This window comes from Marinobacter sp. bablab_jr008, from assembly GCF_016464145.1.
Classification (GTDB): Bacteria; Pseudomonadota; Gammaproteobacteria; order Pseudomonadales; family Oleiphilaceae; genus Marinobacter; species Marinobacter nauticus.
On the sequence record NZ_JACDWW010000052.1, the window covers coordinates 22,733 to 37,779 of the forward strand.

Sequence of the window (15,047 nt, forward strand, 5' to 3'; positions counted from 1 at the left end):
ACGGCTATGAGTGTCATTGTTTCGGATCGTCGCACGTTAATCGTAGGGCTCGGTAAGACCGGGCTTTCCTGCGTGCGTTACCTGTCCGGGCAGGGGCGTGAGATTGCTGTGGCTGATAGTCGCCTTCAGCCACCAGGCCTGGATGAGCTGAAGGCCGGTTGGCCAGACGTCCCGATTTACCTGGGCGAGTTTGATGAGGAGCTGTTTGCCGGTTTCAATGAGCTGATAGTCAGCCCGGGAATCAGTATTGCAGAGCCGGCGATTGCCGGTGCGGCGGCCAGGGGCGCCCGGATTCGCGGCGACATCGATTTATTCGCCGATGCGGCCGACGCGCCGATTATTGCCATCACCGGCTCTAACGGCAAAACCACGGTAACAACCCTGGTAGGGGAAATGGCACGAGCTGCGGGCCGCAATGTGCAGGTGGGCGGTAATATCGGTACGCCCGCGCTGGATTTGCTGGACCAGGGTGCGGATCTCTATGTGCTGGAGCTGTCGAGTTTTCAGCTGGAGACCACCGAAGAACTCGGGGCTCTGGCGGCCACTGTCCTGAATGTCAGCGATGATCACATGGACCGGTACCCGGACAAGATGGCGTATTTCCAGGCCAAACAACGGATCTACCGTGGCTGCAAAAATGCCATCGTGAACCTCGACGATGCCCTGAGCACGCCCATGGCTCGGGATACCCTGAGGTTTCTGTGTTTTGGCTTTAACCGGGTGAATCCGGAGACCTTCAGTACCCGGGATGATGACCAGGGCACCTGGATTACCTGGGGCCTGGATAACCTTTTGCTGGCCAGTGAACTCCAGTTGATGGGCAGGCATAACATCAGCAACGTGATGGCCGCCCTGGCGCTGGGGCACGCGGCTGGCCTGGCCATGGAGCCGATGCTGGAGGTGGCCCGCAGCTTCCGGGGGCTGCCCCATCGCTGTGAATTCGTCCGCAACCTGAATGGGGTGGATTACATCAATGATTCCAAAGGTACCAATGTTGGTGCCACGGTAGCCGCCATTGAAAGCCTGGTGCCGGATTCAGGCAAGGTGATCCTGATTGCAGGCGGAGATGGCAAAGGCGCGGATTTTCAGCCGCTCGCAGAGCCGGTGGCCGCATGCTGTCGGGCCTTGGTGCTGATTGGACGCGATGCCGGCAAGATATCCGAGGCGGTAGGCGTGTCAGTGCCGCAGTATCGCGCAACGTCACTGCAAGAGGCGGTCAGCCTTGCCCGCCAGGCGGCGGAGCCGGGCGATCGGGTGCTGTTGTCTCCAGCCTGTGCCAGCTTTGACATGTTCCGGGATTACAACGATCGCGGCGAACAGTTCCGCGCTTTGGTGGAGGGGCTGTGATGCAGGCAGGCGTCAGCGTTCCTCATTATCAGGGTGTGGCGGGTGAGTTGCAGCCGCTGCCGGTGCTGATTATTACCTCCGTGGCCTTGCTGGTGACCGGTGTGGTGATGATTTCATCTGCGTCGATGGACATGGCAGCGGCCACGTTGGGCAACAGTTACCACTACGTTATTCGCCAGATTCTGTTCGCAGGGCTTGGCTGCGCCACTGCCCTTGTAGCTGTTAACGTGCCGGTATCCTGGTGGGAACGCAGTGGCTGGTTGTTGCTGGGCATTGGACTTCTGGTGTTGGTGTTGGTGCTTACTCCTCTCGGCCGCACCGTCAATGGTTCTACCCGATGGATTCCCATGGGGCTGTTCAATGTGCAGGTGTCTGAAGTCGCCAAACTCTGCCTCATCGCCTACCTGGCGGGTTACGTGGTTCGTCGGCGGGAAGAGCTGCTTCATACCTGGCCAGGTTTTCTGAAACCGCTCGGGGTTCTGGGTGTGGCGTCGGTGTTGCTGGTCATCCAGCCGGACTTCGGCGCAACGGTTGTTCTGGTGACGGCGGCTGCGGGCATGATTTTTCTCAGCGGCGTAAGGCTAAGCCGTTTTATGCCATTGATTGGCGTACTGGCGGCACTGGGTACGGTTCTGGTGGTGACCCAACCGTATCGACTGAAGCGGGTGGTCAGCTATCTCGACCCCTGGAAAGACCAGTTCGACAGCGGTTATCAGCTCACTCAGTCACTGATTGCCTTTGGTCGAGGCGAGTGGGTGGGTGTTGGCCTGGGCAACTCGGTACAGAAACTGTTCTTCCTGCCTGAGGCCCATACGGACTTTATCTACGCGATCATTGCCGAGGAATTCGGTTTGCTTGGAGCGCTGGTGGTGCTCGGCCTGTTTGCGGCGCTGGTGGTCAGTGGCCTGGTGATTGCCCGGCGTGCGGAGAAAGCCGGCATGGCGTTCGGCGCCTGTTTCAGCTACGGCATCACGCTGCTGATCGGATTGCAGGCGGGCATCAACATGGCGGTGAGTACTGGGCTCCTGCCAACCAAAGGCTTGACCTTGCCGCTGGTCAGTTATGGCGGCTCCAGCCTGATGGTTACCTGCATTGGTATCGCGGTTATCGCCCGGGTAGAACTGGAGCGGCAGGATCGGGCCAGGGTGGCATCGGAAATAAAGAGCAGCGGGCGCAAAGGAGGAGCAGTGTATGACTGATTCACCTCGCCGTCGCTTCCTGATGATGGCTGGTGGCACCGGCGGCCATGTGTTTCCTGCGTTGGCCACAGCCCGCGCGTTGCAGCAACGGGGGCACGAGGTGCACTGGCTCGGCGCCAGCGGCGGCATGGAAGAACGTCTGATTGGAGACACCGATATTCCGCTGTCGCTCATTCACATCTCCGGCCTGCGCGGTAAAGGCAAGCTGGCGCTGCTGCTGGCACCGTTCCGGTTGATGCGCGCCCTGGGCGAAGCCTACACCCATTTGCGCCGAATCCGCCCCGACTGCGTGGTAGGCATGGGCGGATTTGTCACGGGGCCGGGTGGTATTGCCGCCTGGCTGATGCGCAAGCCGCTGGTCATTCATGAACAGAACGCCATCGCTGGAATGACTAACCGTTGGCTCACACGTTTTGCCGAAACGGTGCTTGAGGCGTTTCCTGACAGTTTCGGCGACCAGACGGTTACCCGCTGTACTGGCAATCCGGTGCGGGGCGAAGTGGCGTCGATGGACGCCCCCGAACAACGATTGGCGGGCCGAAGTGGCAGGCTACGGGTGTTGGTTGTTGGTGGAAGCCTGGGAGCCCAGGTGTTCAATCAGCAACTGCCCCGGGCCCTGGCGCTGATGGCGGAGGCTGATCGCCCGGATGTTCGGCATCAGTGCGGTGAGAAGAATCTTGAGGTGGCCAGGGCGGCCTACGACGAAGCCGGAGTCAGTGCCAGCATTGAGCCCTTTATCCGCGATATGGCAGAGGCCTACGGCTGGGCTGATCTGGTGATCTGCCGTGCCGGTGCGCTGACGGTGTCTGAGCTCTGTGCGGCGGGAATTGGCGCGGTGCTGGTGCCATTCCCCCACGCAGTCGATGACCACCAGACCCGTAACGGCCAGCACATGGTGAAAGCCGGGGCGGCCATTCTGGTTCCTCAGCCAAAGCTGAACCCGGAGGTGCTGGCGGAAACCCTGAAAGATCTGGCAACAGATCGGAAACGAATTCTGACCATGGCGAAGGCCGCCCGCTCGCTGGCCCGCCCTGATGCAACGGAGAGAGTCGTGAATTACTGTCTGGAGGCCGCCAATGGCTGATGCAACCAATCCGCCACTGGTCTATCAGGTGCCGGAAATGCGCCGGATCCGCCGCATCCATTTTGTCGGGATCGGTGGTGCCGGGATGAGCGGTATCGCCGAAGTCCTGAAGAACCAGGGCTATGACGTATCTGGCTCTGATATCCGGGACAGTGCTGTTACTGCGCGCCTGCGGGCAATGGATGTCGATGTGTACATCGGTCATCGCGCCGAAAACACCGATCAGGCCGACGTGGTGGTAGTGTCTTCGGCCGTTGCCGGCGACAACCCGGAAGTCGTCTCTGCCCGTGAACGGCGGGTACCAATTGTACCCCGGGCCGAGATGCTGGCAGAGATCATGCGCTATCGCCATGGTATCGCTGTGGCCGGTACTCACGGCAAAACCACAACCACCAGCCTGATTGCCTCCGTGTTGGGCGAGGCCGGACTGGACCCCACCTTTGTGATCGGTGGCAAACTCAACAGCGCCGGAACCAATGCCCAATTGGGTGGTTCCCGTTACCTGGTGGCCGAGGCCGACGAAAGCGATGCGTCGTTCCTGCATCTGACACCGGTTATTTCTGTGGTCACCAACATTGAAGCTGACCACATGGACACCTACGGTGGGGATGTCGAAAAGCTCAAGCAGACCTTTGTGGACTTCCTGCACAACCTGCCGTTTTACGGTGTTGCGGTGATGTGTGTGGATGACGACTACGTTCAGGAAATCATTCCGCGCATTTCCCGGGCCATTATCACTTATGGCATCGACAATCCTGATGCTGATTACCGGGCGGAGAACATTACCTCTGATGGTCTGAAGACCCGATTCCTGGTTCGTCGCCCTGGTGGTCGGCCGGATCTCCAGGTGGAGCTGAAAATGCCGGGTCGTCACAACGTTCTGAACGCCCTGGCAACGATTGCCGTGGCGACCGACGAGGGGGTGGACGACCAGGCCATCTGCCGCGGGCTGGCTGGATTTGCCGGTGTTGGCCGTCGGTTCCAGGTGTATGGCGAGTACCAGACACCGAAAGCAGCAGCGACGCTGGTGGACGACTACGGCCACCACCCCACCGAGGTGGAGGCCGTCATCCGGGCTGCCCGCGAAGCCTGGCCCGAGCGCCGGATCGTGATGCTGTATCAGCCACACCGGTACACCCGGACCCGGGACCTATATGAGGATTTCGTGCGGGTATTGTCCGAAGTGGATGGACTGTTGCTGATGGATGTGTATTCCGCGGGTGAGCCGGCTATTCCGGGAGCAGACGGGCGGGCTTTGTGCCGGAGCATCCGGCAGCGGGGCAAGGTAGAACCCGTGTTCGTTGAAGATAACCGTGAAATCGAGAGTCTGCTGGCCAATGTCCTGCAGGATGGTGATCTGTTGATCACCCAGGGGGCCGGCGATATCGGTGGCGTAGCAGCAAGGCTGGCAGCAGCAGGAGTCAAGGCAAGTGAGTGATCTGACCCACAACGACATTCAGCCGTATCAGGCACCCCCCGAACTGGTTCGGGCACTGGGGCGCGTGGCTGTGTTCATGGGGGGCGATTCCGCCGAGCGGGAAGTATCCCTGAAAAGTGGCAAAGCCGTGCTGGCAGCGCTGCAATCGGCGGGTATTGATGCAGTTGGCCGGGACATTCGCGGCTGTCTGCTGCGGACCGTGGACGAACCCGATTTCGATCGGGTGTTCATTGCCCTTCATGGCCGTGGTGGCGAAGACGGGACCCTTCAGGCGATCCTTGGGCAGGCAGGCATTCCCTATACCGGCAGTGAAGTGCTGGCATCGGCACTGGCCATGGACAAATTGCGCACCAAGTATGTGTTCGAAGGTTGTGGGCTGCCTACGCCGGCATTTCGTGCCATGACCTCCGTGAGCGAGGCCGAGGACATTGTGACGGCACTGGGGGCGCCCCTGAGTGTGAAACCGGCCCACGAAGGTTCGAGTATCGGTATCCGTAAAGTGAGCAGCGCGGCAGAGCTGGCTGAAGCCTATGAGGCGGCAGCCCGGCTGGATGATCTGGTGCTGGTAGAGCAGTGGATCGAAGGGCCGGAGTTTACCGTCAGCCTGCTACAGGACAAAGCGTTACCGGCGATTGGCCTGAGCACCGATCACGCCTTTTACGACTATGACGCCAAGTACCTGGCGGACGATACCCGGTACCGTATTCCCTGTGGTCTGGCGCCGGATGACGAATTGAGATTGCAGCATCTGGCCCTGGATGCCTTCCGGGTGCTGGGCTGTCGCACCTGGGGACGGGTCGACATCATGCAGGACCGGACCGGTGAGTTCTGGTTGCTTGAGGTGAACACGGTTCCCGGTATGACGGACCACAGCCTGGTGCCGATGGCTGCAAAGGCGGCCGGCATCAGTTTTGAAGAACTGGTGGTGCGAATTCTCAGGGATACGCTGGCGGAGGGCATCGATGCTTGAGACGTTGCTGATCCGGAGCCGGGCGGTACCGCCCGAACCGCCACGCCGCCGGGGGGCAACCTCTGTCGGGCCTGAGCGGGACCGGTTTGGTGTGTTGAAAGCTGTGCTGTCGGCCGTACCCTGGTTGCAGGTCGGCCTGGGCGCAACGGTGGTACTTCTGGCCGCCATGGTGCCCTGGGCAACGGACCGGATGCTGACCGCCATGGATCAGCAGATCCTGGCGGTGGATGTGCGGGGCGAATTTGTTGGCGACAGCCAGACGGCTATTGAGCGAGCGGCCGGCGCCTGGATTGGCAAAAGCTATTTCGCCACCGATCTGGCTGACATCAAGGCTGAACTGGAACGGCGCCCCTGGGTGGCGTCGGCAGCGATAAAGCGAGTCTGGCCAGGCCGTCTTGAAATCGATATTCGGGAAAAGAAGCCATTGGCCTACTGGACCGATGGCCGTCTGGTGAGCCGTTCCGGCGAACTGTTCTCGCCGCCGAATCCGGAGGTGGCCGGAAAGCTGCCCCGTCTGGCAGGGCCGGATGAGCGAGTCAGGGACGTGATCGGTATGGCCCGAACCATGAGCGAGCAGTTGGTTGGTTACGGCCTGGGCTTTGCCGGACTGGCGCTGGAGCAACGTGGCGCCTGGACCCTGACCCTCAGTAATGGCATCGAAGTGGTGCTGGGGCGGGATCAGGTAGAACAACGGTTTGAGCGCTTTATCACCGTTTATGAGAACCGTCTGGCCTCGCGTGTTGATGAGGTCAGCCGGATAGATGTCCGCTACTCGAACGGGGTGGCGGTGCAGTGGAAGGCGGACGTGGCTCAGGCCGCTCCGAAATCCTGATAACGATTACTACGAACCTGGGGTTTGGTGAAACACATGTCATCGGTTGAAACGGAAAACATGATTGTCGGCCTGGATATTGGAACCTCCAAGGTGGTGGCGATAGTCGGCAAGCGCAAGATGGATGGAACCATCGAAGTGGTCGGTATCGGCTCACACCCGTCCCGGGGGCTCAAGCGCGGCGTTGTGGTGAACATTGAAACCACGGTACAGGCCATCCAGCGCGCGGTCGAAGAGGCCGAGCTGATGGCAGGTTGTCGCATCCATTCGGTGTACGCCGGTATTGCCGGCAGCCACATCAAGAGCCTGAATTCCCACGGCATCGTGGCGATCCGGGACCGGGAAGTCACCCAGGCGGATATTGACCGGGTGATTGACGCGGCCCAGGCGGTGGCAATTCCGGCGGACCAGAAGATCCTGCACATCCTGCCTCAGGAGTTCGTCATCGATAACCAGGAGGGCATCAAGGAACCGATGGGGATGTCCGGTGTGCGGCTCGAGGCCAAGGTGCACCTGGTGACCTGTGCCGTGAATGCGGCCCAGAACATCGAGAAGTGTGTTAAACGCTGCGGGCTGGAAGTGGACGACATCATTCTGGAACAACTGGCTTCCAGCCACGCCATCCTGACCGAGGATGAAAAGGAATTGGGCGTCTGTGTGGTGGATGTCGGTGGTGGTACAACCGACATTGCCGTGTTCACGGGCGGGGCAATTCGCCATACCGCAGTCATCCCGATCGCCGGTGACCAGGTGACCAACGACATTGCCATGGCGTTGCGCACGCCCACCCAGAATGCCGAGGAAATCAAGATCAAATACGCCTGCGCTCTGACCCAACTGGCGGGGGCGGAAGAAACCATCAAGGTTCCCAGTGTGGGAGACCGGGCTCCGCGGGATCTTTCTCGCCAGGCTCTGGCGGAGGTCGTTGAGCCACGCTATGAGGAGCTCTTCACGCTGGTGCAGTCTGAGTTACGCCGGTCCGGGTTCGAAGATCTGATCCCGGCAGGCATCGTGATTACAGGCGGCTCGTCCACCATGGAAGGGGTGGTGGAGCTGGCTGAAGAAATCTTCCACATGCCGGTAAGACTGGCCTGTCCGCAGGCGGTTTCCGGTATGACGGAAGTGGTCAACAACCCGATATACGCCACTGGCGTCGGATTGTTGATCCATGGCTTCCGGCAAATGGATCTTGGCCGGGCGCCGGTGCTCAAGGGGGAGGAGGCTCCCTCGCTGGTTGAGCGCATGAAAGCCTGGTTCACCGGTCATTTCTGACGGTGTTCCGGTTGCAGTACACGAAGGTCTCTCGAAAAAAACACAACGATTGAAGCAACCGGCCTGGAAAGGCCGGACACAGCACGAAGGAGTAGGGGAAATGTTTGAACTCGTTGATAATGTTCAGCAGAACGCAGTTATCAAGGTCGTCGGTGTTGGCGGTGGCGGTGGCAACGCCGTTCGTCACATGCTCAACAGCGACGTGGAAGGCGTTGAATTTATTTGCGCCAACACAGATGCCCAGGCCCTGAAGGACCTGGACGCACGCCAGATCATTCAGCTGGGTGGCAACATCACCAAGGGCCTGGGTGCGGGTGCCAATCCGGAAGTCGGCCGCCAGTCTGCACTGGAAGACCGTGACCGTATTGCCGAAGCTCTGAGCGGCTCCGATATGGTGTTCATCACCGCCGGCATGGGTGGCGGTACCGGCACCGGAGCAGCCCCCGTGGTTGCTGAAGTTGCCCGTGAGCTGGGTATCCTTACGGTTGCGGTGGTTACCAAGCCATTCCAGTTTGAAGGCGGCAAGCGCATGAGCGTGGCTGAAGCCGGTCTGAAGGAACTGGAAGAGAGCGTTGACTCCCTGATTACCATTCCCAATGAAAAGCTGTTGGCAGTCATGGGCAAGAAAACCAGCCTGCTGGATGCCTTTGCCTCCGCCAATGATGTGTTGCTGGGTGCGGTTCAGGGCATTGCTGACCTGATTACCCGCAACGGTATGATCAACGTCGACTTTGCCGACGTGAAAACGGTTATGTCCGAGATGGGCATGGCGATGATGGGTACCGGTCGCGCCACCGGCGAGAATCGTGCCCGTGAAGCCGCAGAAGCCGCGGTTCGCAGCCCGCTGCTCGAAGATATCAACCTGCAGGGTGCCAAGGGTATTCTGGTCAATATCACCGCTGGTATGGACCTGAATCTGGGCGAGTTCTCCGAAGTGGGCGACATTGTGCGCGAATTCGCGTCCGATTCAGCCACTGTGGTGGTCGGCACTGTGATCGATCCGGAAATGACCGACGAGCTCAAGGTTACTGTTGTGGCGACTGGCCTGGGTGGCGAGCGCGAGAAGCCGACCAAGGTGGTGGACAACACCCGTACCCTCGATGGCAAGACCGATTACAACCAGCTGGATCGCCCGGCCGTGTTGCGTCGTCGTGCGGTTGCCCAGGGTAATGTGGCGCTGGATCAGAGCAAAGAAAGCGAAGAACAGGGCGTGGACTATCTCGATATTCCCGCATTCCTTCGCCGGCAGGCTGATTGATAATCTGTTTCAATCGTGGCAGGGCTGGCTTTACTGTGAATCAGAAAGCATAAGCTTTCGCCTAAGTTGAGCTGATAAACCATAGCTCATGGCTATTGCAAGATTTAAGTAAAGTCATGTTGGTTAAATGGTGCTCAGTCTTGAATTCTGATATTCTCCGGGCAGTTTTTTGCTCAGAATATCGACTTTTTGTGACGGAATAATGAACCGATGATCAGACAACGGACACTCAAAAACACCATCCGCGCGACCGGTGTTGGCCTCCATTCCGGGGAAAAGGTTTACCTGACCCTGAAGCCAGCACCCGTCGATACGGGGATCATCTTCCGCCGCACGGACCTTGACCCGATGGTCGAAATCCGTGCCTGTGCGGAGAATGTGGGTGAGACCATGCTGTCCACGACGCTGGTAAAAGACGGTGTCCGTGTGGCGACGGTAGAGCATCTGCTCTCCGCCATGGCTGGTCTCGGCATCGACAACTGTTTTGTCGAACTCAGCGCTGCAGAAGTGCCGATCATGGATGGCTCCGCCGGGCCGTTTGTGTTCCTGCTTCAGTCTGCCGGTATCTCCGAGCAGGAAGCGGCAAAACGCTTTATCCGCATCAAGCGCGAAGTCACCGTGGAAGAGGGCGACAAGAAAGCCACCTTCCTGCCTTTCGAAGGCTTCAAGGTGAGCTTCGGGATTGATTTCGACCACCCGGTCTTCAAGGGCCGTGCCCAGACAGCGACTGTGGACTTTTCCAGCACCTCCTTCGTGAAGGAAGTGTCCCGCGCCAGAACCTTCGGGTTCATGCGTGATATCGAAAAGCTGCGGGCGATGAACCTGGCACTGGGTGGCAGTGTGGATAACGCGATTGTGGTGGACGACTACAAGATCCTCAATGAGGACGGTCTTCGCTACGATGACGAGTTCGTCAAGCACAAGGTACTGGATGCCATCGGCGATCTTTACCTGTTGGGCAACAGCCTGATTGGTGAATTCCGTGGTATCAAATCAGGTCACGACCTGAACAACAAGCTGCTGCGCAAGCTCAGGGCAGAAGAAGATGCATGGGAAGTAGTGACCTTCGATGACGAAGCCACTGCCCCTATCTCTTACATGAAACCTGTGCTGGCGGTGGGTTAAGGCCGGACGCCTTAGTCCCGGACGTGGCTGGCGAGTTTTTCGAGAACCTCGCGTAGAGCTTTATCCTTCGTGTGCCCGGCTTCCTCCTGGAGGAGCCGGGCATTTTCTTTGCTGAGCGGCTCTTTTACCGGTTTGCGTTGGCTGGCGAATCTGGGTGGGCTGACCTTGATTTTGACCTTCCAGACGTAGCGGAACAGTTCATTCTCCCTCAGTGCCGACATGATCTCGTGCTGGCGGAAGCGCAGTCGCGTGGCTTTGCTCGCATTATTAGTGGACAGCACCAGTTCCCCCTCCCGACAGCTGACGAATCGGGTAGCCTCGGACAGTTCTGCGGGAATGGCCGCGAGTACCAGTTGTTCGGCCTGTAGGTGCAGTTCGGCTTTGGACATCAGCTCTTTGAGCGTATTGTTGCCAGCCGATCCTTTGCCGAAGATCATTTTTTGATCATTTTTTTCCGTCATGGTCGCTTTTTTCTCGACGAGCCTGTTTACGATTGGTTACACTTCGGCACGCTTTGTGCGTAGCGCCATTGTTACTCTCGTTTTACATTGTCACGAGTGAGAGAGTCTACCGGGCGCTGCGATTATTCAGTACGTAGTTGTTGCCAAGGATAGCAGACCCGCTCGGAATATTTCCGGGTCGCAGCACTACAGGGATACGGTTGCGGCTCAACAATGAAACCGAAAGACGATATGAACGTAATTTTCGTAGGCAAACGTCACGGTCAGTCCAGGGCAATACCGCTGAATGGGCCGCTGTTGTGTGGCCTGGTCTTTCTGGTGTTGGCCACGCTGGCGGCAGCCGGATGGGCTGGCTATCAGGTGGCGATCAGTCAGTTTGAAGCTCGGCAACCCACCGAGTCTGAGCTTGTGGCCGGCTGGAAAGAAAGGCTGCAAGATCAGAAGGACGAAGTCGCCCGGGTTCGTGAGAACGTGCAGCAGCAGATTGATGCACTGACCCTTCGGCTGGGCCAGATTCAGGGTCGTCTGCTGCGCCTGGATGCGCTCGGCCAGCGATTCGTGGAAACGGGCATGGTCGCCAGCGATGAATTCAATTTTGACAAGCCGGCAGCGGTTGGTGGCCCCGAAGAAGATGTGCTACCCGGGGATTCCTACACGGCTCCCGAGCTGACGGACATGATCAATCAGTTGGAACAGCAGATCAACGATCGCGAAAAGCAACTGCGCCTGCTCGATAAAGTCGCTTCCCGCAAAAAGCTGGAAGATGAGCTCTATGTGCAGGGGCGGCCGATCACCTGGGGCTGGCTCTCGTCCAAATACGGATACCGCTCGGATCCTTTTACCGGAAAACGTACCTGGCATGCCGGTGTTGATCTGGCAGGCAAGGAAGGCAGCGACATTATTGCCGTGGCGGCTGGTGTTGTAACCTGGGCCGACGAGCGCTATGGCTACGGAAATCTGGTTGAAATCGACCATGGCGACGGCCTGGTTACCCGGTATGCCCACGCCAAGGCCATCAAGGTTAAGGTTGGGGATGTGGTGCAGAAAAGCCAGGTTGTTGCACTGATGGGCAGCACCGGCCGGTCCACCGGCCCCCATGTGCATTTTGAAGTTATCCGTAATGGTAAATCCGAAAATCCCGTGAAATACATCCAGCGCGCAAGCCGCTGATTCCATTCCCGTGAACCCCGCCTTTTGTCCTGTCGCCAAATAAGGTTAGAATGCCGGCTTCCTCCGTTTAACTGAAGAAGCAGTGGTCTATGTTCACAAAGCTTGCAACCAAGATGTTCGGCAGTAAGAACGCCAGAGAAATCAAGAGGATGCGCAAAGTTGTCACGCGCATCAATGAACTTGAAGAACAGTTTGGCGCGTTGTCTGACACCGAGTTGCAAGGCAAGACTGCTGAGTTCCGGCGCAGGCTTGATGAAGGCGAAGCGCTGGACAGCCTGCTGCCGGAAGTCTTTGCCACGGTGCGCGAGGCCAGCCGCCGGGTGATGGGCATGCGTCACTACGATGTCCAGCTCATCGGGGGCATGACCCTGCACGAAGGTCGAATTGCCGAAATGAAGACCGGTGAAGGTAAAACGCTGGTGGCAACCGCCGCGGTCTACCTGAATGCGCTTCCCGGTAAAGGCGTGCACGTAGTGACCGTGAACGATTACCTGGCCCGGCGTGATGCCGAGTGGATGGGCAAACTGTACCGCTTCCTGGGCATGCAGGTGGGGGTCGTGGCGTCTGGTCAGCCACAGGAAGAAAAACGTGCCGCCTATCAGGCCGATATCACCTATGGCACCAATAACGAGTTCGGTTTCGACTACCTGCGCGACAACATGGCCTTCAGCATTGAGGACAAGGTTCAGCGCGGTCTAAACTTCGCCATTGTCGACGAAGTGGATTCCATCCTGATCGACGAGGCCCGTACACCGCTCATTATTTCCGGTGCCGCTGAGGATTCATCCAAACTGTATCAGGCCGTCAATGCCCTGGTGCCGAGTCTTGAGAAGGGCGAGGTCAGCGAGGAAGGTGAATCCTCCGGTGACTTCACCATTGACGAAAAATCCCGCCAGGTTGAACTGACGGAATCCGGCCATGAGAAGGTCGAAGATCTGCTGCTTGGCCAGGGCCTGCTGAAAGAGGGCGAAAGCCTGTATTCGGCTGCCAACCTGAGCCTGCTGCACCATGTACACTCGGCGCTCCGTGCCCATCACCTGTTCCAGAAAGACGTGGATTACATTGTCCAGGGCGGTCAGGTGGTGATCGTAGACGAACACACTGGCCGGACCATGCCCGGTCGCCGGTGGAGCGAAGGTCTGCATCAGGCGATTGAAGCAAAGGAAGGGCTCAAGATTCAGGCCGAAAGCCAGACGCTGGCCTCGACGACCTTCCAGAACTATTTCCGTCTCTATGACAAGCTGGCCGGTATGACCGGTACCGCCGATACCGAAGCCTTCGAATTCCGCCAGATCTACGGCCTGGACGTAGTGGTGATTCCGCCGAACAAGCCGATCCAGCGGATTGATTACAACGACCTGGTGTACCTGACCCAGGAAGAGAAATTCCACGCCATCATTGATGAAATCAAGGATGTGACTGCAGAGGGTCGGCCCATTCTGGTGGGCACCGCGTCCATCGAGGCCTCCGAGCTTCTGTCCATGCTGTTGAAGAATGCGCGCATTGACCATAAGATCCTGAACGCCAAACAGCACGAATCCGAAGCCCTGATTATTGCCCAGGCCGGGCGGCCGGGTGCGGTTACCATTGCCACCAACATGGCGGGTCGGGGTACCGATATTGTCCTCGGTGGTAACTGGGAATATGAAGTCGCAGCCCTGGATAATCCCTCGGAAGAGGAAGTGGCTCGCATGAAGGCGGAGTGGACTGAGCGCCACAACCAGGTACTGGACGCCGGCGGCCTGCACATCATCGGTACCGAGCGCCACGAATCCCGCCGGATTGATAACCAGCTCCGCGGTCGTGCCGGTCGCCAGGGCGATCCGGGTTCCTCCCGATTCTTCCTGTCGCTGGAAGACAACCTGATGCGGATCTTTGCGCCGGAGCGCGTGAAGAATCTGATGCAGGCCATGGGCATGAAGAAAGGTGAAGCCATCGAGCACCGGATGGTCACCAATGCTATTGAAAAGTCGCAGCGCAAGGTCGAAGGCCGTAACTTCGATATGCGTAAAACGCTGCTTGAATACGACGATGTGGCCAACGATCAGCGTACGGTCATCTACGAGCAGCGTAACGAGGTGATGGCGTCCAACGACATTTCCGAGATGATCGATACCATCCGTGAAGACGTGGTGGATTCGGTGGTCAGTGAGTTTATTCCGCCGCAAAGCATGCCCGAGCAGTGGGATGTGCAGGGGCTGGAGGCTCAGCTGCAGTCCGAGATGGCGATTGAGCTGCCCATCCAGCAATGGCTGAAGGACGACAACAAACTGTATGAAGACAATCTTCGCCAGAAGATTCTCGACGCCATCGTGGCTGAGTACAAGGCCAAGGAAGAAGTGGCCGGTGCCGAGGCCATGCGCAAGTTTGAGAAGCAGGTGTTCCTGCAGGTGCTCGATACCCTGTGGAAGGAGCACTTGTCCAACATGGATCACCTGCGCCGGGGTATCCATCTGCGTGGCTACGCCCAGAAGAACCCGAAGCAGGAATACAAGCGCGAGGCGTTTAACCTGTTCGAAACCATGCTCGATACCATGAAGCGTGACGTTACCCGGGTACTCTGCCACGTGCGGGTTCAGAGTCAGGAAGAAATGGCGGAAATTGAACGTCGACGCAAGGAAGAGCTGGAGCGGGAAATGGCTCGCGCCAAACTCCGCCACGAGCAGGCCAGTGCCGCCCAGGCAGAAGGGGAGGGTGACGGTGGCCAGCAGGGCCAGCAGACCACCCCGGAGACCTTTGTCCGCCAGGAGCGCAAGGTCGGCCGAAACGAGCCCTGCCCCTGCGGGTCTGGCAAAAAGTACAAGCAGTGCTGCGGAAAGGTGAGCTGACCAGCCACCGAGTAGCCGGAAACCAGAACCCGCAATTCGCCAGTACGCTGGCGCTTGCGGGTT

The 15,047-nt window shown here is 58.7% G+C and carries 11 protein-coding genes and 1 pseudogene; 11 read left to right on the plus strand and 1 reads right to left on the minus strand.

Annotated elements, in window-relative coordinates; all coding sequences use genetic code 11:
* Positions 1–6 precede the first annotated feature (6 nt).
* From murD to lpxC, 9 genes and pseudogenes are all read left to right on the plus strand, one after another.
* Positions 7–1,347, plus strand: coding sequence for a UDP-N-acetylmuramoyl-L-alanine--D-glutamate ligase (gene murD / locus JIF53_RS06445; protein ID WP_153740855.1), 1,341 nt, complete (start codon positions 7–9; stop codon positions 1,345–1,347).
* The gene (gene ftsW / locus JIF53_RS06450; RefSeq protein WP_153740856.1) at positions 1,347–2,546 is read left to right on the plus strand and encodes a putative lipid II flippase FtsW; all 1,200 of its coding nucleotides are present in this window, start codon (positions 1,347–1,349) and stop codon (positions 2,544–2,546) included. Before murD ends, ftsW begins: the two co-directional genes overlap by 1 nt.
* Positions 2,539–3,630: an undecaprenyldiphospho-muramoylpentapeptide beta-N-acetylglucosaminyltransferase gene (gene murG, locus JIF53_RS06455; RefSeq protein WP_153740857.1), complete on the plus strand. Its 1,092-nt coding sequence runs from the start codon at positions 2,539–2,541 to the stop codon at positions 3,628–3,630. Before ftsW ends, murG begins: the two co-directional genes overlap by 8 nt.
* Entirely contained in the window at positions 3,623–5,068 is a 1,446-nt protein-coding gene (murC, locus tag JIF53_RS06460) for a UDP-N-acetylmuramate--L-alanine ligase (protein WP_153740858.1), read from the plus strand. The genes murG and murC overlap by 8 nt, the downstream gene beginning before the upstream one ends.
* The gene (locus JIF53_RS06465) at positions 5,061–6,038 is read left to right on the plus strand and encodes a D-alanine--D-alanine ligase (protein ID WP_014420638.1); all 978 of its coding nucleotides are present in this window, start codon (positions 5,061–5,063) and stop codon (positions 6,036–6,038) included. Before murC ends, JIF53_RS06465 begins: the two co-directional genes overlap by 8 nt.
* Positions 6,031–6,870: a cell division protein FtsQ/DivIB gene (locus JIF53_RS06470; protein WP_199452098.1), complete on the plus strand. Its 840-nt coding sequence runs from the start codon at positions 6,031–6,033 to the stop codon at positions 6,868–6,870. Before JIF53_RS06465 ends, JIF53_RS06470 begins: the two co-directional genes overlap by 8 nt.
* Before the next feature lie 36 nt (positions 6,871–6,906).
* Entirely contained in the window at positions 6,907–8,142 is a 1,236-nt protein-coding gene (ftsA, locus tag JIF53_RS06475; RefSeq protein WP_199452099.1) for a cell division protein FtsA, read from the plus strand.
* Between the two features lie 100 nt (positions 8,143–8,242).
* Positions 8,243–9,232 (plus strand): annotated as a pseudogene (gene ftsZ / locus JIF53_RS06480) (cell division protein FtsZ); the annotation flags it as partial.
* Positions 9,233–9,610: 378 nt separating this feature from the next.
* The gene (gene lpxC, locus JIF53_RS06485; protein WP_199452100.1) at positions 9,611–10,525 is read left to right on the plus strand and encodes a UDP-3-O-acyl-N-acetylglucosamine deacetylase; all 915 of its coding nucleotides are present in this window, start codon (positions 9,611–9,613) and stop codon (positions 10,523–10,525) included.
* A gap of 11 nt (positions 10,526–10,536) precedes the next feature.
* Here lpxC and JIF53_RS06490 read toward each other — a convergent pair whose 3' ends face one another.
* A complete protein-coding gene (locus JIF53_RS06490; protein WP_199452101.1) occupies positions 10,537–10,986 on the minus strand; it encodes a DUF721 domain-containing protein in 450 nt (149 codons plus the stop codon).
* A gap of 213 nt (positions 10,987–11,199) precedes the next feature.
* On the opposite strand from JIF53_RS06490, the gene JIF53_RS06495 reads away from it, so the two are divergent.
* The gene (locus JIF53_RS06495) at positions 11,200–12,156 is read left to right on the plus strand and encodes a M23 family metallopeptidase (RefSeq protein ID WP_153740860.1); all 957 of its coding nucleotides are present in this window, start codon (positions 11,200–11,202) and stop codon (positions 12,154–12,156) included.
* Between the two features lie 89 nt (positions 12,157–12,245).
* Positions 12,246–14,984 carry a preprotein translocase subunit SecA gene (gene secA / locus JIF53_RS06500; protein ID WP_199452102.1) on the plus strand — a complete coding sequence of 913 codons (2,739 nt, stop codon included), beginning with the start codon at positions 12,246–12,248 and terminating at the stop codon, positions 14,982–14,984.
* The last annotated feature ends 63 nt before the right edge of the window (positions 14,985–15,047 follow it).

Bases quoted from the DNA above. Each gene is read 5' to 3' on its own strand.
- murD (WP_153740855.1), top strand. From the start codon at position 7: ATGAGTGTCATTGTTTCGGATCGTCGCACGTTAATCGTAGGGCTCGGT.
- ftsW (WP_153740856.1), top strand. From the start codon at position 1,347: ATGCAGGCAGGCGTCAGCGTTCCTCATTATCAGGGTGTGGCGGGTGAG.
- murG (WP_153740857.1), top strand. From the start codon at position 2,539: ATGACTGATTCACCTCGCCGTCGCTTCCTGATGATGGCTGGTGGCACC.
- murC (WP_153740858.1), top strand. From the start codon at position 3,623: ATGGCTGATGCAACCAATCCGCCACTGGTCTATCAGGTGCCGGAAATG.
- JIF53_RS06470 (WP_199452098.1), top strand. From the start codon at position 6,031: ATGCTTGAGACGTTGCTGATCCGGAGCCGGGCGGTACCGCCCGAACCG.
- ftsA (WP_199452099.1), top strand. From the start codon at position 6,907: ATGTCATCGGTTGAAACGGAAAACATGATTGTCGGCCTGGATATTGGA.
- lpxC (WP_199452100.1), top strand. From the start codon at position 9,611: ATGATCAGACAACGGACACTCAAAAACACCATCCGCGCGACCGGTGTT.
- JIF53_RS06490 (WP_199452101.1), bottom strand. From the start codon at position 10,986: ATGACGGAAAAAAATGATCAAAAAATGATCTTCGGCAAAGGATCGGCT.
- JIF53_RS06495 (WP_153740860.1), top strand. From the start codon at position 11,200: ATGAAACCGAAAGACGATATGAACGTAATTTTCGTAGGCAAACGTCAC.
- secA (WP_199452102.1), top strand. From the start codon at position 12,246: ATGTTCACAAAGCTTGCAACCAAGATGTTCGGCAGTAAGAACGCCAGA.